Origin of the sequence: Microbacterium sp. NPDC057658 (assembly GCF_042799975.1) — a bacterium.
GTDB lineage: Bacteria > Actinomycetota > Actinomycetes > Actinomycetales > Microbacteriaceae > Microbacterium.
Window position 1 is genome coordinate 2,454,415 of the sequence record NZ_JBHVHT010000001.1, and the last position, 23,053, is coordinate 2,477,467.

At 70.6% G+C, this 23,053-nt stretch carries 19 protein-coding genes and 1 tRNA gene; 12 read left to right on the forward strand and 8 right to left on the reverse strand.

The genetic code is table 11. The annotated features are described in order from the left end of the window. Positions 1–158: 158 nt before the first annotated feature. Together ACFU8V_RS11835 and ACFU8V_RS11840 are read left to right on the forward strand one after the other, a co-directional pair. Positions 159–1,280, forward strand: coding sequence for a heme A synthase (locus ACFU8V_RS11835; protein ID WP_378871326.1), 1,122 nt, complete (start codon positions 159–161; stop codon positions 1,278–1,280). A gap of 68 nt (positions 1,281–1,348) precedes the next feature. Further along, positions 1,349–1,834 carry a hypothetical protein gene (locus ACFU8V_RS11840; protein ID WP_025103653.1) on the forward strand — a complete coding sequence of 162 codons (486 nt, stop codon included), beginning with the start codon at positions 1,349–1,351 and terminating at the stop codon, positions 1,832–1,834. Here the strand turns inward: ACFU8V_RS11840 and ACFU8V_RS11845 are convergent. After that, entirely contained in the window at positions 1,780–2,685 is a 906-nt protein-coding gene (locus ACFU8V_RS11845; RefSeq protein WP_029989291.1) for a heme o synthase, read from the reverse strand. The two genes, ACFU8V_RS11840 and ACFU8V_RS11845, sit on opposite strands and share 55 nt — an antisense overlap. 249 nt (positions 2,686–2,934) lie before the next feature. Here ACFU8V_RS11845 and tkt point away from each other — a divergent pair, with 249 nt between their 5' ends. From tkt to pgl, 6 genes are read left to right on the forward strand one after another with little or no spacing between them, the layout of a single operon-like run. Continuing rightward, positions 2,935–5,031 carry a transketolase gene (gene tkt, locus ACFU8V_RS11850; RefSeq protein ID WP_025103655.1) on the forward strand — a complete coding sequence of 699 codons (2,097 nt, stop codon included), beginning with the start codon at positions 2,935–2,937 and terminating at the stop codon, positions 5,029–5,031. Next, complete coding sequence (tal, locus tag ACFU8V_RS11855) at positions 5,028–6,140, forward strand: transaldolase (protein WP_025103656.1); 1,113 nt, start codon at positions 5,028–5,030, stop codon at positions 6,138–6,140. The genes tkt and tal overlap by 4 nt, the downstream gene beginning before the upstream one ends. Further along, on the forward strand, positions 6,137–7,744 hold the full coding sequence (locus ACFU8V_RS11860) for a glucose-6-phosphate isomerase (RefSeq protein WP_378871332.1): 1,608 nt from the start codon (positions 6,137–6,139) through the stop codon (positions 7,742–7,744). Before tal ends, ACFU8V_RS11860 begins: the two co-directional genes overlap by 4 nt. Before the next feature lie 20 nt (positions 7,745–7,764). After that, positions 7,765–9,315: a glucose-6-phosphate dehydrogenase gene (gene zwf, locus ACFU8V_RS11865; protein ID WP_025103658.1), complete on the forward strand. Its 1,551-nt coding sequence runs from the start codon at positions 7,765–7,767 to the stop codon at positions 9,313–9,315. Then, positions 9,312–10,247 (forward strand): glucose-6-phosphate dehydrogenase assembly protein OpcA, encoded by a 936-nt coding sequence (locus tag ACFU8V_RS11870; protein WP_025103659.1) that lies wholly within the window; start codon positions 9,312–9,314, stop codon positions 10,245–10,247. Before zwf ends, ACFU8V_RS11870 begins: the two co-directional genes overlap by 4 nt. A gap of 5 nt (positions 10,248–10,252) precedes the next feature. Then, the gene (gene pgl, locus ACFU8V_RS11875) at positions 10,253–11,032 is read left to right on the forward strand and encodes a 6-phosphogluconolactonase (RefSeq protein ID WP_025103660.1); all 780 of its coding nucleotides are present in this window, start codon (positions 10,253–10,255) and stop codon (positions 11,030–11,032) included. On the opposite strand, the gene ACFU8V_RS11880 is transcribed toward pgl, so the two are convergent. Further along, complete coding sequence (locus tag ACFU8V_RS11880; RefSeq protein WP_051582195.1) at positions 11,026–12,066, reverse strand: DMT family transporter; 1,041 nt, start codon at positions 12,064–12,066, stop codon at positions 11,026–11,028. The two genes, pgl and ACFU8V_RS11880, sit on opposite strands and share 7 nt — an antisense overlap. A gap of 61 nt (positions 12,067–12,127) precedes the next feature. Between ACFU8V_RS11880 and def the strand changes: the two genes are divergently transcribed. Both def and ACFU8V_RS11890 read left to right on the forward strand, forming a co-directional pair. Further along, a complete protein-coding gene (gene def, locus ACFU8V_RS11885; protein ID WP_025103662.1) occupies positions 12,128–12,694 on the forward strand; it encodes a peptide deformylase in 567 nt (188 codons plus the stop codon). Positions 12,695–12,810: 116 nt separating this feature from the next. Next, complete coding sequence (locus tag ACFU8V_RS11890) at positions 12,811–13,326, forward strand: septum formation family protein (RefSeq protein WP_025103663.1); 516 nt, start codon at positions 12,811–12,813, stop codon at positions 13,324–13,326. Between the two features lie 64 nt (positions 13,327–13,390). Here ACFU8V_RS11890 and ACFU8V_RS11895 read toward each other — a convergent pair whose 3' ends face one another. Beyond that, entirely contained in the window at positions 13,391–14,803 is a 1,413-nt protein-coding gene (locus tag ACFU8V_RS11895) for a CdaR family transcriptional regulator (protein WP_025103664.1), read from the reverse strand. Between the two features lie 114 nt (positions 14,804–14,917). Here ACFU8V_RS11895 and ACFU8V_RS11900 point away from each other — a divergent pair, with 114 nt between their 5' ends. Beyond that, complete coding sequence (locus ACFU8V_RS11900) at positions 14,918–16,015, forward strand: alcohol dehydrogenase catalytic domain-containing protein (RefSeq protein ID WP_378871340.1); 1,098 nt, start codon at positions 14,918–14,920, stop codon at positions 16,013–16,015. Positions 16,016–16,061: 46 nt separating this feature from the next. After that, positions 16,062–17,498, forward strand: a complete 1,437-nt coding sequence (locus tag ACFU8V_RS11905) for an APC family permease (protein ID WP_071329494.1) — start codon at positions 16,062–16,064, stop codon at positions 17,496–17,498. A gap of 118 nt (positions 17,499–17,616) precedes the next feature. Here ACFU8V_RS11905 and ACFU8V_RS11910 read toward each other — a convergent pair. From ACFU8V_RS11910 to dusB, 5 genes are all read right to left on the reverse strand, one after another. Next, positions 17,617–17,692, reverse strand: a tRNA-Asn gene (locus tag ACFU8V_RS11910). Positions 17,693–17,789: 97 nt separating this feature from the next. Continuing rightward, the gene (locus ACFU8V_RS11915) at positions 17,790–18,563 is read right to left on the reverse strand and encodes an ATP-binding cassette domain-containing protein (RefSeq protein ID WP_025103667.1); all 774 of its coding nucleotides are present in this window, start codon (positions 18,561–18,563) and stop codon (positions 17,790–17,792) included. Positions 18,564–18,599: 36 nt separating this feature from the next. Then, entirely contained in the window at positions 18,600–20,468 is a 1,869-nt protein-coding gene (dnaG, locus tag ACFU8V_RS11920) for a DNA primase (RefSeq protein WP_025103668.1), read from the reverse strand. Beyond that, on the reverse strand, positions 20,468–21,853 hold the full coding sequence (locus tag ACFU8V_RS11925) for a deoxyguanosinetriphosphate triphosphohydrolase (protein ID WP_378871345.1): 1,386 nt from the start codon (positions 21,851–21,853) through the stop codon (positions 20,468–20,470). Before ACFU8V_RS11925 ends, dnaG begins: the two co-directional genes overlap by 1 nt. Continuing rightward, on the reverse strand, positions 21,843–22,997 hold the full coding sequence (gene dusB / locus ACFU8V_RS11930) for a tRNA dihydrouridine synthase DusB (RefSeq protein WP_303708713.1): 1,155 nt from the start codon (positions 22,995–22,997) through the stop codon (positions 21,843–21,845). Before dusB ends, ACFU8V_RS11925 begins: the two co-directional genes overlap by 11 nt. Positions 22,998–23,053 lie beyond the last annotated feature (56 nt).

The window sequence follows — 23,053 nt, forward strand, 5'->3', positions numbered from 1 at the left end:
CGGGTGCCGTTGGTGGGGCCCTCATCACGGGCGCTTCCATCGCGCCTAAACTGTTGACGATGCTTCAGCGCTGTCAGCGCTCATCGCAACAATCCGATTCTACAGGTTCCGCCTGACGGACGGGCCGTGCGCCACGTCTTCGACGGGCCGGAGGACTTATGCCCGAGACGACCATCCCCGCCCCCTCGACGACCGGGGCGACCGCCTCCCCCCGCTCCGCGGTGTGGGGTCGTGCGCTCACCGTCTTCGCGTGGCTGTCGTTCCTCAGCGAGACGATCATCATCGGCACCGGCGGCGCCGTGCGGCTGACTGGATCCGGCCTCGGCTGCACCGAGTGGCCGCTGTGCACGCCCGAGTCGCTCGTCCCGATCGTCGAGGTGCAGGGCATCCACGGGATGATCGAGTTCGGCAACCGGCTGATGACCGGCGTCGTCGGGATCATCGCGATCGCCGTCGTCCTGCTCGTCCTGCACACCATCAGCGGCCGCCGGGCGCTCATCGACGCCCTGTGGTTCGCCGTCGGCGGTCTCGCCGGCGCGGCCGTCGCCTTCGCCCTGGTCTCGCTCACCGACTTCCCGGCGTTCCCCGTCGCGTCCGCCGTCCTCCTGGTCGCGGTGATCGCGGCGGCGGTCCACTCGGTGCGCACGACGCCCGCCCGGCGGGATCTCGTCCTCCTCGCCTGGCTCGTGCTGATCGGCGTCGTCGCACAGGCCCTGGTCGGCGGCATCACCGTGCTCACCGGCCTGAACCCCTTCATCGTCGGGTTCCACTACACGTCGTCGCTCCTGCTCGTCTGCATCACCGCCGCGTTCCTCGTGCGGCTGGCGACTCCGGAAGGACCGCGCGAGCGGGCCGTCCCTATCTCGTTCGCGATCGTGACGCACGTCACCGGCCTCGCCCTCGCCGTGACCATCCTGTTCGGCGTGCTGACGACCGGATCGGGCCCGCACTCGGGCGACGCCGACGTGCTTCGCCGCGGCTTCGACGCCACGGTCCTCGCCCACGTCCACTCCTGGCCGGGCTACATCCTGGCCGCCCTCGTGCTCTTCCTGACGGTGTCCGCCTGGGTCCTGCGCCTCGAGCCCCGGCGGTGGCTGCTCGTGCTCGTCATCGCGATCCTCGTGCAGGTGGCCGTCGGCGTCTGGCAGGCGCGGGAGGGGCTGCCGCCCGTGCTCGTGGGCATCCACATGGTCCTTGCATCGCTGTCGGCCGCGACCTACACGGTCGTCGTGCTGCACCTCAAGCGCACCGCGTCCGTCGTACCCGCCCCCGTCGATTGACCTGCCGCACAGACGATCCATAGCGCGCGCACCGGGCGCTCATCACCGCATCGACCATCGTGGTCGACATGAACAAGACACTCACCCGCAGCGCCGGGTTCTGGCTCCTCATCGTCGTCTCCCTCGCCGCGGTCGGGGTCGGCGGCTGGATGATCGCCGGACAGGTCGGCACGATGACCACGACCCTGATGGACGGCACCGCCACCGGTGTCGAGGTGTACGTCGGTCAGTCGCTCGTCGTCGTCGGCGCGGTCGTCCTCGGCGCGGGCCTGGTGGGCCTGCTCCTGTCGCTCGGCCTCGTCGCCGCGCGCACGCTCGTCGCCACCCCCGTCACCGCCGCGCCGGTCGTCGAGCACGAGGCGCCGAGCATCCAGGACGAGACGATCGAGACGGTCTCAGTCCCGCGCGACGAGCCCGCTCTCCGGACCGCCGATGCCGAGTTCGCAGAGCCGCAGGTCGATGCGGAGCCTCAGGCTGACGAGCCCCAGGCCGACGAGGATCAGAAGGGCAGCAGCGGGTCGATCGCCACGGCGACGAACAGCAGCGTCAGGTAAGTGATCGAGGCGTGGAAGACTCGCATCGGCCGCGCCTCGGTCCCCCGCACTGCCTGGTTATACAGGCGGTGCGACTCATAGATGAACCAGCCGCCGAACACCAGGGCGGAGACGGTGTAGACGAGGCCCATGCCGGCGATCGGCACGAGCAGCAGCGAGCAGGCGACCGTGGCCCACGCGTACAGGATGACCTGCAGGCCGACCTGCGACGCGTTGCGGGTGACGCCGAGCATGGGCACGTCGACATCGTCGTAGTCGTCCTTGTACTTCATGGACAGCGGCCAGTAGTGCGGCGGCGTCCAGAGGAAGACGAGCAGGAAGAGGATGAAGGCCGGCCAGTCGAGCGAACCGGTGACGGCGGACCAGCCGATGAGGACCGGGAAGCACCCCGCGATTCCGCCCCAGATGATGTTCTGCTCGGTGCGGCGCTTGAGGATCATCGTGTAGATCACGACGTAGAAGAAGATCGCGGAGGCCGACAGGATCGCCGTGAGCGGGTTCGTGGTGAACCAGAGCCACACGGTCGACACGATCGCGAGCGTCCACGAGAAGATCAGGGCGCCACGCGGGCTGACCTCGCCGGTCACGAGCGGCCGGTTCTCCGTGCGGTGCATGTGCGCGTCGATGTCGCGGTCGAGGTACATGTTGAACGCGCCCGCCGAACCGGCGCTCATCGATCCGCCGATGACCGTCGCGAGGACCAGCCAGAGATCGGGCAGTCCGCCCTGCGCGAGGAACATGACCGGAACGGTCGAGACGAGGAGGAGTTCGAGGACCCGGGGCTTCGTCAGAGTGACGTAGGCGCTCACCGTGCGACCGATGGACGACTTCCGTACGGTCTGATCAGACATCGTCGAGATCTCGATCGCCTCCTCCGCGCGCGTTACCGGACAACCTCTCCAGTGTATGACACGCCGTGACGCGTTCCGCGCCTTCCACCCCTCAGTCGCCGGGACCGTCCCCGCTATGCTGAGAGCACTCGCGCGCCCGGTGCTGCGCACAACCCCGCCCGTCTCCCGGACGATGCGGGATGCGCCAGGGAAGTTGCGGATGCGCCAGGGAATACCGGCGCCCTCGAAACTGTCGGAAAGGGCATGAACGTGTCGGAATTGCAGTGGGACGAGATCGATCGACGCGCGGTGGACACCGCCCGGATCCTGGCGGCCGATGCGGTCGAGAAGGTCGGCAACGGTCATCCCGGCACGGCGATGAGTCTGGCTCCCGCCGCCTATCTGCTCTACCAGCGGGTGCTGCGGCATGACCCGACCGACACCGACTGGCTCGGCCGCGACCGCTTCATCCTGTCGGTCGGCCACTCGTCGCTGACGCAGTACGTGCAGCTCTACCTGGGCGGTTTCGGGCTCGAGCTCGACGACCTCAAGGCACTCCGCACCTGGGGCTCGAAGACCCCCGGCCACCCCGAGTACGGCCACACCAAGGGCGTCGAGATCACCACGGGCCCGCTGGGCCAGGGCCTCGCCTCGGCGGTCGGCTTCGCGTACGCCGCCCGGTACGAGCGCGGCCTCTTCGACCCCGAGGCCGCAGCGGGCACGAGCCCGTTCGACCACTTCGTCTACGTGATCGCGGGCGACGGCGACCTGCAGGAGGGCGTCACCAGCGAGGCCTCCTCGCTCGCCGGCCACCAGCAGCTCGGCAACCTCATCGCGATCTACGACTCGAACCAGATCTCCATCGAGGACGACACGAACGTCGCCTTCACCGAGGACGTCGCCGCTCGCTACGAGGCCTACGGCTGGCATGTGCAGACCGTGGACTGGAAGAAGACCGGCGAGTACGTGGAGGACGTCGCCGAGCTCCACGCCGCGATCGAGGCGGCCAAGGGCGAGACCGACAAGCCGTCGCTCATCATCCTCAAGACCATCATCGGCTGGCCGGCTCCCGGCAAGCAGAACACCGGGAAGATCCACGGATCGGCGCTCGGAGCCGACGAGCTCGCCGCCACCAAGAAGGTCCTCGGGTTCGACCCGGAGCAGACCTTCGTCGTCGCCGACGAGGTGCTGGAGCGCACGCGCGGCCTCGCGGAGCGCGCCGCCGAGGCCCGCGCCGCCTGGCAGGAGTCGTTCGATGCCTGGGCGGCCGCCAACCCCGAGCGCAAGGCCCTGCTCGACCGTGTCGAGGCCCACGAGCTCCCCGCCGACATCGCCGACGCGCTCCCCGTCTTCGAGGCCGGCAAGGACGTCTCGACCCGCGCCGCGTCCGGCCAGGTCATCAACGCGCTGGCCGCGCAGCTCCCCGAGCTCTGGGGCGGCTCCGCCGACCTCGCCGAGTCGAACCTCACGACGATCAAGGACGCGCCGTCGTTCATCCCCGCCGAGTGGTCGACCCACGAGTGGTCGGGCACCCCGTACGGCCGGGTGCTGCACTTCGGCATCCGTGAGCACGCCATGGGCGCGATCGTCAACGGCATCGTGCTGCACGGGCCCACGCGCGCCTTCGGGGGCACGTTCCTCATCTTCAGCGACTACATGCGTCCGGCCGTGCGCCTGGCCGCGCTGATGAACGTGCCGAGCGTCTTCGTCTGGACGCACGACTCCGTCGCCCTCGGCGAGGACGGCCCGACGCACCAGCCGATCGAGCAGCTCGCGACGCTGCGCGCGATCCCGAACCTGGCCGTCGTCCGCCCGGCGGACGCCAACGAGACCGCCGCCGTGTGGCTCGAGATCCTCCGGCGCCACGAGGGCCCGGCCGGCATCGCGCTGACCCGCCAGAACATCCCGGTGTTCCCGCGCGGCGAGGGCGAGGCCTCGGGCGACACCTTCGCCTCCGCCGCCCAGGCCGCCAAGGGCGCCTACGTCCTGGCCGAGGCGCCGAACGGCACTCCGGACGTCATCATCGTGGCCACCGGCTCCGAGGTGCAGCTCGCGGTGAACGCCCGCGAGGTGCTCGCCGGCGAGGGCGTGAACGTCCGCGTGGTCTCCGCCCCCTCGCTGGAGTGGTTCGCGGAGCAGGACGAGGCCTACCGCGAGAGCGTGCTGCCGTCGTCCGTCACCGCCCGCGTCTCGGTCGAGGCCGGTTCCGTGCTCACGTGGCGCGGCATCGTCGGCGACCGCGGCCGGTCGGTCGGCATCGACCACTTCGGCGCCTCCGCCGACTACAAGACCCTCTTCGAGAAGTTCGGCATCACCACCGAGGCCGTCGTCGCGGCCGCCCGCGAGACCATCAAGGAGAACGCATGAGCACCCCCACCGCCCAGCTCGCCGCCGCCGGCGTCAGCATCTGGCTCGACGACCTCTCGCGCACCCGGATCTCCTCCGGCAACCTCGCCGAGCTGATCGCGTCGCGCAACGTCGTGGGCGTCACCACGAACCCGACCATCTTCGCGAACGCGATCACGGACAAGAACGACACGTCCTACGACGCGCAGGTCACCGAGCTCGCCGCGTCCGGAGCCTCGGCCGAGGACGCGGTGTTCGCCGCGACGACCCAGGACGTCCGTGCCGCGCTCGACGTCTTCCGCCCGGTGTGGGAGGAGTCCGGCCACGTCGACGGACGCGTGTCGATCGAGGTCTCCCCCGACCTCGCCCACGACACCGACGGCACCGTGGCGCAGGCCAAGGAGCTCTGGGACCGGATCGACCGCCCCAACCTCCTCGTGAAGATCCCGGCGACCAAGGCGGGGCTCCCGGCCATCACCGAGGCGATCGCGAACGGCATCAGCGTCAACGTGACCCTCATCTTCAGCCTGGAGCGCTACGCCGAGGTCATCGAGGCGTACCTCACGGGACTCGAGCGCGCCAAGGAGGCGGGCATCGATCTGTCCACCATCCACTCCGTGGCCTCGTTCTTCGTCTCCCGGGTCGACACGGAGACGGACAAGCGCCTGAGCGCGATCGGAACGGACGCGGCCGCCGCACTGAAGAGCAAGGCGGGCCTCGCGAACGCCCGACTGGCTTACGAGCTCTTCGAGAAGACGTTCGCCGAGAAGCGCGCGCAGGATCTCCTCGCCGCCGGCGCCAACGTCCAGCGCCCGCTGTGGGCGTCCACCGGCGTCAAGGACCCGAACCTCCCCGACACGCTGTACGTGACCGAACTGGTCGCGGACGGCGTCGTGAACACGATGCCGGAGAAGACCCTCGAGGCGACGTTCGACCACGCCGTCGTCACCGGAGACACCATCACCGGCGGCTACGAGGAGGCCCGCGAGGTCTTCGCCGGGCTCGCCGAGGTGGGCGTCGACTTCGACGCCGTCACCGAGGTGCTCGAGAAGGAGGGGGTCGCGAAGTTCATCGACTCCTGGCACGACCTGCTGGCGCAGGTCACCGAGGCTCTGGAGGCACAGCGATGACCTTCGCCATCCATGCATCGGGCGCGGCGCGCGTCGCCATCGAGGAGACCGTGCCGGCCCTGGTCCACGACCTCGTCGCCTCCCGCATCACCGGTGGCGACGCCACGCTCTGGGGTCCGGCCGCCGAGGCCGAGGCGTCGGTCCGGCTCGGCTGGGTCCAGGCTGTCTCGGTCTCCCGCCCGCTGGTCGCGGAGATCGTCGCACTGCGCGAGGAGCTCGCGGCGAAGGGCGTCACGCGCGTGGTCCTCGCGGGGATGGGCGGCTCCTCGCTCGCTCCCGAGGTGATCGCGCAGACGTCCGGCGTCCCGCTCACGATCCTCGACTCCACCGCCCCGGGACAGGTCCTCGCCGCGCTCGACGAGGGTCTCGCCGAGACGGTCCTCGTCGTGTCCTCGAAGTCGGGCTCCACGGTCGAGACCGACTCGCAGCGCCGCACCTTCGAGGCCGCCTTCCGCGACCTCGGCATCGACCCCACCGAGCGGATCGTCGTGGTCACCGATCCCGGTTCGCCGCTCGACGCCTCCGCGCGCGAGGCCGGCTACCGGGTCTTCAACGCCGACCCGAACGTGGGCGGCCGCTACTCGGCGCTGACCGCCTTCGGCCTCGTGCCGTCGGGACTCGCCGGCGTCGACATCGACGAGCTCCTGGACGAGGCCGAGGCCTCCCTGCTCGAGGTGGCCGTGGACTCCGCCGACAACCCCGCGCTCCGTCTCGGGGCCGCGATCGCCGCCACGAGCCCCCGCCGCGACAAGCTGGGCCTGATCACCGACGGCACGCACATCAAGGGGCTGCCGGACTGGATCGAGCAGCTGATCGCCGAGTCCACGGGCAAGGAGGGCACCGGCATCCTCCCGGTCGTCCTGCTCCCGGTCTCGCCGGAGCTCGACCCGGTCCCCGCCGACCTCCAGATCGTGCGCCTCGTCGACGACGCCAACGAGTTCCACCTGCACGAGCGGCACGAGGGCGAGATCCTCGTCAGCGGCACGCTCGGCGCGCAGTTCATCGTCTGGGAGTACGCGACGGCCATCGCCGGGCACCTCCTCGGCATCAACCCGTTCGACCAGCCCGACGTCGAGTCGGCCAAGGTCGCCGCCCGGGGCCTGCTCGACGCCCGCCCGGAGCCGACGGCGCCCGCGTTCGTCGAGAACGGCGTCGAGGTGCGGGTCTCCGATCCCGCCCTCGCCGTCTCGGGCACGGTCGAAGGCGTGCTAGACGCCCTCTGGGCCCAGCTCCCCGCCGACGGCTACGTGTCCATCCAGGCCTACGTCAACCGCCTCGAGGTGCCGCAGCTCCAGGGCCTGCGCGAGCTGGTCGCCGCCGACTCGGGGCGTCCGACCACGTTCGGATGGGGACCGCGCTTCCTGCACTCCACGGGCCAGTACCACAAGGGCGGGCCCGCACAGGGCGTGTTCCTGCAGATCCTGGAGCGCACGGACGTGGATCTCGAGATCCCCGACCGCCCGTTCACGTTCGGGCAGCTCATCCAGGCGCAGGCGGCCGGTGACGCGGGTGTGCTCGCGGATCACGGACGGCCCGTCGTCTCGCTGACGATCACCGAGTCCTCGGATGACGTGCTCGCCCTCTTCGAAGCCGCACAGAAGTAACCGCAGGAGAGCCCCCACCGATGTCTGTACCCATCTCGCGCGGGCACAACCCGCTGCGCGACCCCGACGATCGTCGTCTCAACAGGATCGCGGGGCCCAGCGCCCTCGTGATCTTCGGCGTGACGGGTGATCTGTCCCGCAAGAAGCTCATGCCGGCGGTCTACGACCTCGCGAACCGGGGGCTCCTGCCTCCGGGGTTCGCGCTCGTGGGCTTCGCCCGCCGCGACTGGGAGGACCAGGACTTCGCCCAGGTCGTCTACGACGCGGTGAAGCAGCATGCCCGCACGCCGTTCCGCGAGGAGACCTGGACACAGCTGCTCCAGGGCATCCGGTTCGTCTCCGGCGAGTTCGACAACCCCGACTCCTTCCGCAAGCTGCGGGAGACCGTCGAGAAGCTCGACGTGGAACGCGGGACCATGGGCAACCACGCCTACTACCTCTCGATCCCACCGAAGGACTTCCCGCTCGTCGCGAAGCAGCTCAAGGACTCGGGGCTCGTGGGCGAGGACGCGGACGACGACGAGCGCTGGCGGCGCGTCGTGATCGAGAAGCCCTTCGGGCACGACCTCGAGTCGGCGCGCGCTCTCAACGCGGCCCTCGAAGTGGCGTTCCCCGCCGACTCGATCTTCCGCATCGACCACTACCTCGGCAAGGAGACGGTGCAGAACATCCTCGCGCTGCGCTTCGCGAACGAGCTGTACGAGCCGATCTGGAATCGCAACTACGTCGACCACGTGCAGATCACGATGGCCGAGGACATCGGCGTCGGCGGTCGTGCCGGATACTACGACGGGATCGGCGCCGCACGCGACGTCATCCAGAACCACCTGCTCCAGCTCCTCGCGCTCACGGCGATGGAGGAGCCCATCAGCCTCTCCGCCGAGCATCTGCGGGCCGAGAAGGAGAAGGTCCTCGCGGCGGTGCACGTGCCGGAGGATCTCTCCCTCGCCACGGCGCGCGGACAGTACGCCGGGGGCTGGCAGGGCGGCGAGAAGGTCACCGGCTTCCTCGACGAGGAGGGGATGAACCCCGAGTCGACGACGGAGACCTACGCGGCCATCAAGCTGGAGATCGACACCCGTCGCTGGGCGGGCGTGCCGTTCTACCTGCGGACGGGCAAGCGCCTCGGCCGTCGCGTGACGGAGATCGCGGTGGTGTTCAACCGTGCGCCGCAGCACCTGTTCGGCCGCGGCAACGCCTCGGAGCTGGGGCAGAACGCCCTCGTGATCCGCGTCCAGCCCGACGAGGGCGTCACGATCCGCTTCGGTTCGAAGGTGCCGGGCAACGGCACGAACGTCCGCGACGTGACGATGGACTTCGGCTACGGCCACGCGTTCACGGAGGCGAGCCCGGAGGCGTACGAGCGTCTGATCCTCGACGTCCTCCTGGGCGACCCGCCGCTGTTCCCGCGGCATGAGGAGGTCGAGCTCTCCTGGAAGATCCTCGACCCGGTGGAGAAGTACTGGGCCGCCCAGGGCGGTCCGGTGGAGCAGTACGCGCCCGGCTCGTGGGGACCGGCCTCGGCCGACGACCTGCTGGCCCGCGACGGACGAGTCTGGAGACGCCCGTGATCATCGACCTTCCCGACACGACCGTCAGCCAGGTCGCCAAGCAGCTCGTCAAGGTGCGCGAGGAGGGCGGCGCCGTCGCCCTCGGCCGCGTCCTCACCCTGGTCATCGCCGCGCGCAAGGGCGTCGCGGAGGCCGCGATCGACGCCGCGAACGATGCGTCGCGCGAGCACCCGATGCGCGTGATCGTGCTGACCACCGGCGACGGCGAGTCCCGTCTCGACGCGCAGATCCGCGTGGGCGGAGACGCCGGAGCCAGCGAGGTCGTCGTGCTGCACGCGCACGGCGACGCCGCGAGCAACGAGGAGAGCCTGCTGACCGGCCTGCTCCTCCCCGACGCCCCGGTCGTGGCCTGGTGGCCGGACGAGGCCCCCACCTCTCCCGCGACCTCCCCGCTCGGCCGCATCGCCCAGCGCCGGATCACCGATGCCGCCACCTCGCCCGACGTCCGCGACCGGCTCGCCCTCCTCGGACGCACGCACGCCCCTGGTGACACCGATCTCGCCTGGACGCGCCTGACGCACTGGCGCGAGCAGCTCGCCGCGGTGCTGGACCAGCCGCCGTACGAGACCATCACCGCCGTCGAGGTCCGGGGCGGGAGCGCCTCGCCCTCCACCGCGCTGCTCGCCGCGTGGCTGCAGATGGCACTGGACGTCCCGGTGCGGTGGTCGTACGAGGACCCGGAGCACTGGCAGGAGGGCATCAAGTCGGTGCGCCTCACCCGGGAGTCCGGCGACATCCTCCTCGAGCGCCCCTCGCCCGGCGTCGCCGTGCTCACCCAGCCGAACCAGCCCGACCATGACCTGCACCTGCCGCGGCGGACGCTGCGCGAGTGCCTCGCGGAGGAGCTGCGCCGGCTCGACCCCGACGTCCTGTACGGTCGAGTGATCACGGAGGGCTGGGAGAAGCTCGGTCCGCCCGAGACAGGAGAGTGATCTCGATGCCGGGATCGTCCGCAGAGAAGCGAGTCGTGGTCGAAGCCACCCCGACCGCCCTCGCCCTCCGGGTCGCCGATCGCTTCCTCACCCGCGTCCGCGCGCGCACGCGCAACGGGCGGTTGGCCCACATCGCGCTGACGGGCGGGTCGATGGGCGGTGCCGTCCTGCGCGCCGTCCGGGACAACCCGCGGTCCGCCGAGATCGACTGGTCCCTCGTGCACTTCTGGTGGGGGGACGAGCGGTACGTGCCGCGGAACGACGCGGACCGCAACGCCCTCCAGTCCCGGGAGGCACTGCTCGACCACATCGACGTCCCCGCGGAGAACGTGCACGAGGTCGCCGGCTCCGACAGCGGTCTCGAGCTCGATGAGGCCGCCGCGGCGTACGCCGCCGAGCTCGCCCGTTTCGGCACCGACGACCACCCCTGGCCGTCATTCGCCGTGTGCTTCCTCGGCGTCGGACCGGACGGCCACATCGCCTCGCTGTTCCCGGACCGCGAAGAGGTCACCGTGACCGATGCCGCGGCGCTCCCGGTGCGGGACTCCCCCAAGCCCCCGCCCGAGCGGGTGACCCTCACCCGCCCGGTGCTGAACGCCTCCAAGCGGGTCTGGCTCGTGCTCACGGGCGCCGACAAGGCGTCGGCGCTGGGCCTCGCCCTCGCCGGTGCCAGTTACACGAGCGTTCCCGCGGCCGGCGCCAAGGGGCGCAAGCGGACGGTCTTCTTCGTCGACGAGGCCGCGGCATCCGAGGTCTCCCCCGACCTCATCGACCAGGCCTACTGAGCGTCGGGGTCGCGCCTCTCGGGCGTGTCCGGGTGCTCCGGCGCGCTCGGCGCCGGCGAGGTCGGAGGGGCCACCGGGTCGCTGCCCCGGGTGATCCCGAGGTCCTGGCTCTCGCTGAGGACCTGCGGATGGAAGCGGGCGAGTCCGACCACACCCCAGACCGCGATGCCGCCGGCGACGCCGAAGATGATGAAGACCCACCAGGGCGCCGCGGCGGCCTCACCGAGCACGAGCATGCCGATGAGAACGGCCACCATGGGGTCGACCACCGTCAGGCCCGCGATGACGAGGTCGGGCGGACCGGAGCTGTATGCGGTCTGCACGAAGTACGCGCCGACGGCACCCGCCGAGAGCAGCGCGAGCAGGCAGACCGCGGTGATCCACTCGAACTGGCCCGCCTCGATGCGCTTGATGATGACCTTCGCGAGGGTGGCGACGAAGCCGTAGAGGATGCCGGCGCCGATGATGTAGAACAGCGCGCGCATCCGATGCCGGAGGATGAGCCAGCACGCCCCGAGCACGATGATCACGACGAGCAGGATCGCGAGGATGACGAACAGCTCGCGGTCCGTGACCTCCTTCTCCGTGGCGTAGATCGCAGCGAAGAACACGAAGAGGAAGATGCCGCCGACGCAGGCGATGATCGCGGTGAGGGACTGCCTCGTGGGGGCGTGACCGGAGATGCGGGCGTTGAGGAGCGTCGTGATGACCAGGGCGATGGCGCCGAGCGGCTGCACCACGATCAGCGGCGCCTTGACGAGCGCTGCGAGCTGGCAGACGATCGCGAGGCCCAGCATGAGCGTCCCGATCACCCAGGACGGTCGCGTGAACAGGCGCTTGAGCTGATCGAGGCTGAGACCGGCCGCGCCGTCGGAGCCGCTGAGCCGCTCGACCTTCTCCACGCCCCGGTGCTGGTACTGCGCGCCGAGCGACATGAACACCGCACCGGCGAGGGCCAGCGGGATCCCCAGGAGGAGGCCGGGGTTCTGGAACGCTCCGACCAGCTGGTCGCCGACGTCCTCGACCGTCCCCATCCACACCCCTGCGCTCACAGTACGACCCTACCCGGAGAGTGCCGCCGACTAGGGTTGTGACGTGGCTGTCCTTCCGATTCGCATCATGGGCGATCCCGTCCTGCACTCCCCCGCCTCCCCCGTCGAGGCGATCACCGACGAGATCCGCACCCTCGTCGCCGACATGTTCGAGACCATGGATGCCGCGCCCGGCGTCGGCCTCGCCGCCCCTCAGGTCGGCGTGCCGCTGCGGATCTACACGTACTCCTACGTCGACGACGACGACCAGCCCTGGCGCGGTGTGCTCATCAATCCGGAGCTGTGGATGACGCCCCCGGAGCCGGGCGCGCCCGACCCCGAGCTGGAGTCGGAGGGCTGCCTGTCCTTCCCGGGCGAACGGTTCCCGTTGCGTCGCTCCGATCGCGTCCGCGTGACGGCGACCGATCTGGACGGCGGCCCGGTCACGCTGGAGGTGGACGGCTGGCGCGCTCGCATCATGCAGCACGAGTTCGACCACCTCGACGGCGTGCTCTACATCGATCGCCTCTCGGACTCCGACTGGAAGACCACGCAGAAGATCGCCCGCAAGCGGGGCTGGGGGCGCCCGGGGGCCAGCTGGCTGCCCGGCGTCGACGACCTCGAAGGCTGATCGCGTTCAGCCGGCGCACAGCATCCTTCAAGTTGCATCATAGACTCCGGGCACTATAGCGTGTTCGCGGCGGGGATATTCAGCATGCCCCGCGTCACGCTCTGAAGGGGAAATCCATGATGAAGTCGCGCACCCGTCGCGCACTCGTGCTCACCGGTTCGGCCGTCGCCGTCTCGCTCGCTCTCACCGGTTGCAGCGCGATCAACAGCATTCTCGGCGGCGGTCGCGCCGACGCCGACCGCGACGAGGAGACCGGCCAGGTCACCGAGAGCGCGAACATCGACGTCTTCTCCGTGAAGCTCGGCGACTGCATGCTCGAGACCGGCTCCGGGATGCTCACCGACGCGAACGTCGTGCCGTGCTCCGAGCCGCACGACGAAGAGGTCTTCTACGAGATCAAGATGGACGACGGCGAGTACTCGGAGGACGCCATCAGCGCCGCGTCCGAGGAGTGCATCGGCGACGCGTACACGTCCTTCGTCGGCGTCTCGTACCAGGACTCCGCTCTGGACGTGACCACGCTCACCCCCAGCCAGGACTCGTGGGAGCAGGCCAACGACCGCGTGATCCAGTGCATCATCGTCGACCCGGCCGGCCAGGTCGAGGGATCGCTCAAGGGCGCCGCGCGCTGATCCGACCGCGTCTCCACGAAGGGCTCCGCCGCAAGGCGGGGCCCTTCGTCGTCCCGGTGGCTCGTCAGCCGTCGGAGGCGCGGAGGGCGAGCCACGCGGCGACGCGGTCGTCCGGATCGGAGAGGGAGAGCCCGGTGAGATCCTCGATCCGTCGGACGCGGGTCGTCAGCGTCTGTCGGTGGATGCGCAGCCGCGCCGCGCTCTCGCTCCACGCCCCATTGCACGCGAGGAACACCCGGAGGGTGTCGAGGAGCTCGGCGGGCCGCTCGGCCGCGCGCAGGGGGTCGAGCAGACGCGCGAGGCGAGTGGTCTGATCCGGGTCCAGCGCCCCGAGCACGAACGACACCGTCGGAATGGCCTCGTAGCGGACCACGCGTTCGCCGCCGGTGCGCGCGGCCTCGCAGGCGTGCCGCGCCTCGTCGATGCTGCGGGCGAGGGCATCCGTGCCCGCCGGTCGGCCGAGACCGAGATAGAGCGTCGATGCGAACGCCCGGGCGCGATGCGCGATCTGCTCGGCGTGGTCTTCGCGAACGACACCCTGGACGATTCCCCGTTGTGACGTGAAGACGTGCTCCGCACCGAGCTCGTCGAGCCAGAGGCCGAGCAGATGCTCGACGTCGACACCGCTGGTGCGGGAGGCGAGGGCGAAGCCCACCAGCACGCGCTCGTGCACGCCCCAGCGGCGGAGCAGACGAGCGGCCTCCTCCCCTCCCTCGCGCACGGTCTCGAACATCATGGAGCGGCCGAGGCGCTCCAGCTGACTGCTGTCCCGGGTGCGCATCAGGAGATCGAGCAGCGCCGCGGCCTGCGAGCTCAGTTCCCGACCACGGCCGGAGCTGTCGTTGCGCGGAGCGGTCACGAGCTGCGCGGTGATGTCCTGGCCCGGACCGACCGGGTGCACCTGCAGAGCGCGATGCCGCACGCGCACCGGGCGGCCGACGGCGACGGCGATCGCGTCGTCGATGTGCAGGCTTCCGGCACCGGCCGTGGTGATGACCTCGCCGTGCCGATCCAGGAGCACCGCCCACCCGTCGATGCGGTGCGCCAGCTCCGCGATGACGCCGGTGATGCCGCTGCGCCGCGCCGCCAGGGTGAGCACCCGCATCGCCGAGGTGATCGCGCGGGCCTCCGCCGCCTGATCGACCGCGAGGAGCGAGGTCAGCGTCGGGACGAGCAGCGACGGCGGCATCGGCGCCCCGACGATCGCCGTGATCCCCGCGTCCCGCACGGCTTCGCGAAGACGGGGGCCGTCGTCGCTGGTGACCACCACGGTCTCCCCCAGCGCGGCACCGCGGTCGCCGTCGACACCGAGGAGCGCGGCCTCTTCGGCCACGACGAGCGTCGCATGGAGCGGATCCACCGGCGGACCGAAGTCGTCGAGGGGAAGGACCGCGTTGACCGGCCGCGCTCCGGGGACAGCGCCCGGCAGCAGTTCCGCACGGAGATACCTGGCCACGGAGGCGACGTCACGAGCCACCTTCCGATCATACAGATTGTCGAAGAGCGCTCACTCTGTTCACCCTTCTGTCGGATGCCGAGGGCTTCCGCTCTCTCCTAGCATCGTGCGCATCCCCACTTCCCGAAGGATGTCATGAAAGCTGTTGTCTTCCGCGACCCCCAGTCGCCCATCGAGTTCGTCGACGTCGACCTCGCTCCGCCCCGCGCCGGTGAGGTGCGCGTGCGCATCGCCGCCGCCGGTGTCTGCCACTCCGACCTGCACGTCAAGCGCGGCGAGTGGGATGCCGCCGCTCCCCTGGTCATGGGCCACGAGGGCTCCGGCGTCGTCACCGAGCTGGGCGAGGGCGTCACCACGCTTGCTGTCGGCGACTACGTCGTGCTGAGCTGGGTGCCGCCGTGCGGCGAGTGCCGCTACTGTCGCGCAGGTCACGAGGCGCGCTGTCAGAAGGTCGCCACCGTGGTCGCTCCCCTCGGCGTGCTCTTCGACGGCACATCCCGGCTGAGCCGCGACGGCGAGCAGCTGCACCACTACCTGGGCGTCTCGTCCTTCGCGGAGGAGGTCGTCGTCCCCGCATCCGGAGCCGTGAAGGTCCGCGACGACGCGCCCCTCGACGTCATCGCCGTGGTCGGCTGCGCGGTCGCGACCGGTGTCGGCGCCGTCCTGAACACCGCCGCCGTGGAACCGGGGTCGACGGTCGCCGTCATCGGCTGCGGTGGCGTGGGCCTCAACGTCGTCCAGGGCGCACGGCTCGCCGGTGCCGAGCGCATCGTCGCGATCGACGTGCGGCCGGAGAAGACGCAGATGGCCCTGCAGTTCGGGGCCACGGACCGCATCGACGCCTCCCAGGGCGATGCCGTGGCCCAGCTGCGCGAACTCATCCCGGACGGCGTCGACTATGCCTTCGACGCGATCGGACGCACCTCCACGACCGAGCAGTCCATCCAGATGCTCGGACTCGGCGGCGCCGCCGTCATCGTCGGGCTGCCGCCCACGGGAGCCCGTGCCTCGTTCGAGCCGCTCGTCCTCGCCGAGGCCGACCAGCGCATCCTCGGCTCGAACTACGGCTCGGTGCGGCCGTCGATCGACGTCCCCGCGCTCGTGGACCGCTACATGGACGGGCAGCTGAAGATCGATCCGCTGATCTCCGGTCGCCGTCCGCTCTCCGAGGCCGCCGCCGCCCTGGACGACCTCGACGGCGGCTCGGCACTGCGCACCCTCCTCATCCCTTGACCGCCACGCGCGGCCCCCATCCCTGAAACCCGAATCCAGGAGAACCATGTCAGACACCGTCGTCGCCCCGCCCGGCGCCCCGCAGGATGCCGGGCTCCGCACCGGCGTCATGAGCGGACCCGAGCTCGCCGCCCAGGCCATCGCCAACATCGCCCCCAGCGCCGTCATCGCCTTCACGGCCGCCGCCATCTTCCTCGGCGCCGGGAACGGCACCATCTACGCCTTCGCACTGGCCACCATTGTGATCCTGTGCGTCGGCTACTGCGTGGTGGTGTTCGCCCGCAAGCACGCCTCCGCAGGCTCGCTGTACACCTACGTGTCGAAGGGCCTCGGCCCGTTCGGCGCCTTCCTCGCCGGCGTGACGCTGCTGATCGGCTGCTTCGGCATCGCGGCGGCCTCCCTCAGCGGCTCGGTCAGCTACATGGGGCAGTTCCTGAGCATGCTGGGCCTCCCCGCCCAGGGACTCGGCTGGGACATCGGCCTGGCGATCGTGCTCGGCGGGCTGGCGACGCTGTTCACCATCCGCGGCATCCGGCTCTCCGCCCGGGTCTCGCTCGTCCTCGAGCTGCTCTCCGTCGGCATCATCCTCGTGCTCCTCATCGCGGCGCTCGCGTGGGCGGGCCCCTCCGCCTGGGACCCCGCGCAGGTGCTCGCGACCGGCTCGTCGTTCCAGGGCATCGCGTCCGGCATGGTCCTGGGCATCCTGGGCTTCGTCGGCTTCTCCTCTGCGGACGCCCTCGGGCGCGAGGCCAAGGAGCCGTACAAGGCGATCCCCCGCGCCATCATGTGGAGCGCCCTCGGCGTCGGCGTGCTCTACGTCTTCGCCGCCTACACGCAGATCGCGGTCCTCGGCGACGACCTCGCCACCGCCGCGAGCCCGCTGGAGAGCATGTCCGCCCTCATCGGCATGCCGGGCTGGTTCGCGGCCGTGCTCACGTTCGGTGTCTCGGCGTCGTTCTTCGCGGTCGTCGTCGCCCCGCTCAACGTGATCGGCCGCATCGTCTACGTGATGGGCAAGGAAGGCGTCGTTGCGGAGCGCTTCGGCCGCACGCACGAGCAGCACCTCACGCCGCACCGCGTGCTCATCCTCGCGGGCGCCGCGGCGATCACCGTCGACATCGTGCTGCTGGTGGCGGGGGCGGCGACGGGCGACATCCTCGTCTGGGTCAACACCTGGGGCACCTACGGCTACATGGTCGCCTACGCCCTCGTCGCCATCGCCTGCGTGGTCTACACGCAGCGGGCGAAGATGCGGAACGGCCTCGTGAAGGTGTGCGCCACGGTCGCGGTCGTGACGATGGCGTACGTCTTCTTCGCGAACGTGTGGCCCGTGCCTGCCTTCCCCTACAACGTGATCCCGTACGTGTTCCTCGTGACCGTCGCTCTCGCGCTCACCCGCTACGCCTACCTCGCCCGTCGTCGCCCTGACGTCATCGCCCGGATCGGCAACACCGAGACGAGCGCCATGGAGGGCGTCGGCTGAACCGTCCTCCCCGCCAGGAAGAGCCCCTCCGCGAGGAGGGGCTCTTCCTGTGTCCCGCGGCGCAGACGAGCGGTTCGGGAACGAGAGAAGCCCCCTCCGTGGAGGGGGCTTCTCTCGTTGGCTCCCCGGCTTGGACTCGAACCAAGAACCTGCCGGTTAACAGCCGGCTGCTCTGCCAATTGAGCTACCGAGGAATGTGCGCCGCGGTGCGGGCAACTCGTCAAGCTTAGCAAACTCGAGACGCTGTTCGTGACACCGGGGCGCCTTCCGCGACCGTCGGGCGTGTCGCGCTCAGCGGCGGGAATCCGACTCCGCATTCGGCACCCAGAGCAGGTCCTTGCCGACGCCCCGCGCGACGACGTGACCCCCGCGCAGCATGAGCGTCTCCGCGTTCAGCTCGCGGATGAAGTCCGCGTCGTTGGTGACGAGGAGAGCCGCCATCCCCTCCTCCTTGCGGCGCCGGGTGATGGCGTCGAAGACGACAGGTCGAACCTCCAGATCGAGGTTCGCGAGGATCTCGTCGGCGATGAGCACCCGCGGCTCCAGCACGAAGGAACGGGCGATCGCGACGCGCTGTCGCATGCCCGCGCTGAGCTCGTAGGGGAACTTCGCGGCGGTCCCGAGCGGCAGGTGGAGCTCGTCGAGGAGCGTCGCCACCCGGATGGAGAGCGCCCGGGTGTTGACGCGCTTCTCCCGGATGAGGATCGGCTCGGCGATGACCTCGTTGACCGTCAGCTGCGGCGGCAGGTCCGCCCCGGCACCCTGCGGCACGAAGCCCGTGCGGTAGGTGAGGATGCGGTGCTTGCGACCCGGACGACGGATGTCGATGCCGCAGACCTGCGCCCGGCCGCCGACGACCCGCACCGAGGGATCGGTGGAACCCGCGAGCGCGGCGACGAGGGTCGACTTGCCCGAGCCGGTCGGCCCCGCGACGCAGATGAGCCCGCCGGGGGCGAGCGAGAACGTCACGCCGTCGACCGCGCGATTGGGCGTGCCGTGGCCGATCCGGTCGATGACCAGATCGGAGCACTCGATCGCATTCGAGGATTCGGGCGTGCGGGGCATATGTCCATCCTGCCGTCTCGTCCGGGACCGTTCCGGTTACGACTCGGCGAAGAACCGCTGCCGCTCCACGTCGATGTCCCGCAGCCGTACCCGCAGCGCGCGCCCGCCATCGGAGTCGGCAGGGACGCGCTGGACCGCACCCAGCAGCTCCTGCTTCTCGTGCTCGAGCTGCCGCACCACCAGTCGTCGGGCGAGATCCGTCGCCGACGCCACCGCGCCGGCCTCGTCTCGTGCCGGGAACGGCGTCATCAGCAGCTCGCCCGCGAGCGAGCGGTACGGCTCGCGCACGCTGTTCACCGCGTCCGTCACCCAGCCGGGACGGCTGCGATCGGGGGCGGCGGCGACCGCCTCGCGCACGGCATCGAGGCCGGGGGTGCGGAACGGTTCCGCGAGCGCTCGCGTCAGCAGCGCCGCATCGATCTGGTGACCGTACTGCAGGGCGCCCATGAGCGCATCGCGCTCCACGGCGACGTCGGGTGAACGGGGCAGGCTGGCGAGCGTCACGGCCGCGACGACCGGCCCGCCCGTGGCGGGATCGACCCGCGGCGCGGCCTCCCGACGCGCCTGAGGAGCGGCCGCCTGCGCACCGCGCGCGGCGCGCTCGACCTCCCCATGCACCTCGGTCGGGTCCATGCCGAGTCGGCGTGCGAGTACCCGCTCGTAGCCGGGGCGCAGCAGGCGGTCGCGGATCTCCGCCACGATCGGGGCCGCGGCACGGAGGGCGCCGACCCGGCCCTCGACCGTGGAAAGGTCGAAACCCGCGAGCTTGCGGTCGATGGCGAACTCGAACATCGGCTGCTTCGCGTCCATGAGGCCGCGCACCGCCGCGTCCCCGCGCTGCAGCCGGAGGTCGCACGGGTCGAGGCCGTCCGGGGCGACCGCGACGAAGGTCTGCGCGTTGAACCGGTCGTCCTCCGTGAACGCCCGCAGCGCGGCCTTCTGTCCCGCCTCGTCGCCGTCGAAGGTGAACACCACCTCACCGGACGCGTTGTCGTCGCCCATGACCCGGCGGAGCACCTTGATGTGCTCGGCGCCGAACGCGGTGCCGCAGGTCGCGACCGCGGTCGTGAGCCCGGCGAGGTGGCAGGCCATCACATCGGTGTAGCCCTCGACGACCACGACCCGGCGCGGGTCGCCGCGGGCGATGTCGCGCTTGGCGAGGTCGAGCCCGTAGAGCACCTGGGCCTTCTTGTAGATCGGGGTCTCGGGGGTGTTGAGGTACTTGGGCCCCTGGTCGTCATCGAACAGCTTGCGGGCGCCGAAGCCGATGGTCTGCCCCGACACGTCCCGGATCGGCCAGACGAGGCGGCCGCGGAACCGGTCGTACACACCGCGCTGTCCCGTGGAGACGAGTCCTGCGGTGCTCAGCTCCTCGCGCGTGAAGCCCTGGGCGGTCAGCGCCTTGAGCATGCCGTCCCATCCCCGAGGGGCGAAGCCGACGCCGAAGTGCGCAGCCGCCCCGGCGTCGAAGCCGCGCTCCCCGAGGAACCGGCGGGCCGCCTCCGCATCCGGCGACAGGAGCTGGGATCGGAAGAACTCCGCCGCGGCCGTGTTCGCCGCGTACAGCCGGCTGCGGCCACTTGTCTCCGGCGCCGCCCCTCCGTCTTCGTAATGCAGGGTGTAGCCGATGCGGCCCGCGAGCCGCTCGACCGCCTCCGTGAAGCTCACGTGGTCCATCGCGCGGAGGAAGGAGTACACGTCGCCCGACTCCCCGCAGCCGAAGCAGTGGTAGTAGCCGACCTGCTGACGCACGTGGAAGCTGGGGCTCTTCTCGTCGTGGAACGGGCACAGTCCCTTGAGGGACCCGACCCCCGCCGATTTGAGGGCGACGCGCTCCCCCACGATGTCCGCGATGTTGGTGCGGGCCTTGACCTCGTCGACGTCGGCCTGCCGGATGCGGGGCATCAGCGGGCGCCTTCTGCGACGGGCCGCCTCTCGACAGGCGTGCGCGCGCCGGGGCGCGCATGACGCGGCGTCCAGATGCCGACCTCCGCCGGGTCGATCTCCCCGACCAGGCGGTTGTGCCAGTCGATCGCACTCTGATCGGTCAGGCTCGCGATCTGATCCACGACGACCCGCGCCCGCTCCGCGTCGCTCTCGGCGGCGACGAAGTCGGCGGCGAACGCGGGCTCCAGCACGTCGGCGCCGGCCGACCACAGGGTGTCGGTCGACCACAGGGCGTCGGCCAAGCGCTTCAGCACTCGGCGCTGCTCCTTGTAGACGCCCTTCCTGGCATCGATCGTGACGATCGCCTGACCCATGATCCCCTTGAGAACCGCGATCTCGACCTCGACGACGCGAGGCACGATCACGTGCGCGTTGTAGCGGACCAGGCGCGTGCCCCCGAAGGCCTCCCGGGTGGCCGCGACCGCCGCGCGCGCGAACCGGCCGATGAGGTCGCTGGTGAGGTTCTTGAGCCGGGCGAGATCCTGTCGGGAACGATCGAAGGACGCGAGCCACATCGGCTGCGAGGCGAGCCGGTAGAGGGCGTCGGCGAGTTCGTCGCGCGTGAAGTCGTAGCCGACCCACTGCTGGATCCGGCTGAGCAGGGCCTCGTGCGCCGCCGGGTCGGCGAGCTGCGCGACGTCGACGTAGCCGTTGACGATCGCGTCCTCGAAGTCGTGCACCGAGTAGGCGATGTCGTCGGAGAGGTCCATGATCTCGGCCTCGATGCAGCGCAGCCGCCCTGGTGCTCCGTCGCGCATCCAGCGGAACACGGCCTCGTCCTCCGGGTACACGCCGAACTTGAGCCGACCCCCCGGGTCGGGGACGGGGCTGTCGACGGTCCACGGATACTTGCAGGTCGCGTCGAGACTCGCCCGCGTGAGGTTCAGGCCGACGGAGGAGCCTTCGGCGTCGAGCACCTTCGCCTCCAGCCGGGTGAGGATGCGCAGCGACTGGGCGTTGCCCTCGAAGCCGCCGATGGCCGCCGCCCACTCGTTCAGCGCCCGCTCGCCGTTGTGACCGAACGGCGGGTGGCCGAGGTCATGGCTCAGACACGCGGTGTCCACCACGTCCGCGGAGACCCCGAGCGCCGCGGCGAGCTCCCGGCCGACCTGCGCGACCTCGAGCGAGTGGGTCAGACGGTTGCGGGCGAAGTCGGCCGTGCTGGCGGGGCTGAGCACCTGCGTCTTCGCGGCGAGCCGCCGCAGAGCCGCCGAGTGCAGCACGCGCGCGCGGTCGCGGGCGAAGTCGTCCCGCTCGGAACGATGGGTCTCCGCGATGAAGCGCTCCGCGTCGCGCGGGTCGTAGCCGTCGGCGCGCGCGCCGACCCGGGGGTCATCCGCCACTGTTCTCGATCTCCGCTCCACGCATCATCTCCGACGCCGACGAGGCGAGCTCGCGCGACTCCAGCCACTTCTCCGGAAGAGCCGTCTTCTTCGGGTGTCCCGCGCGGCCGCGCTGCCCTTCGGCGTCCGCGCCGGGGTACGGAGCCGCACGGTCGAGTCGGCCCAGGAGGTCGTCGATCTCCTGCAGGCTCGACGCGGTGGCGAGGCCCGTGCGGATGTCGCCGCCCACCGGGTAGCCCTTGAAGTACCAGGACACGTGCTTGCGGATGTCGCGGCAGCCGCGGTCCTCGTCCTCGAAGAACTCGACGAGCAGCTCCGCGTGCCGGCGGAAGGCGTCGGCGACGAAACCGAGGGTCGCGTCGACCGTCTTGCCCTCTCCCCCGAAGGCGAGAGCCAGCTGTCCGAACAGCCACGGGCGGCCCAGGCACCCGCGGCCGACGACGACCCCGTCGCAGTCGGTCTCCGCCATCATGCGCACGGCGTCGTCGGCCGACCAGATGTCGCCGTTGCCCAGCACGGGAATGCTGGTCACGGCCTGCTTGAGCTCACCGATCGCACTCCAGTCGGCGTGACCGGAGTAGAACTCGCTCGCGGTCCGGGCGTGCAGAGCCACGGCGGCGGCTCCGGCATCCTCCGCGGCACGTCCGGCGTCGAGGAAGGTGAGGTGGTCCCGGTCGATGCCCTTGCGCATCTTGACCGTGAGCGGGATGTCGCCGGCGGCCTTGACGGCCTGATCGACAATGTCGGCGAAGAGCTTCGACTTCCACGGCAGCGCCGCACCGCCGCCCTTGCGCGTGACCTTGGGGACCGGGCAGCCGAAGTTGAGGTCGATGTGATCGGCGTGGTCTTCCGCGACGATGATGCGGACGGCCTCGGCGATGGTCTTCGGATCGACGCCGTAGAGCTGGATGGAGCGTGGCGTCTCGGACTCATGGTGCCGGATGAGACGCATCGTGGTCTCGTTGCGTTCGACCAGCGCGCGCGAGGTGATCATCTCGCTCACGTAGAGGCCGGCCCCGTACTCCCGGCACAGGCGTCGGAAAGCCGTGTTCGTGATCCCGGCCATCGGCGCGAGGACGACCGGCACGTCGAGGTCGATCGGGCCGATGCGGAGGGGGCGGGCGGGGGCGGTGGCGACAGTCATGGCGTGTCCATTCTCCCAGACCCGGAGCCGGTGGGGATGCGGCGACCTAAGCTGTG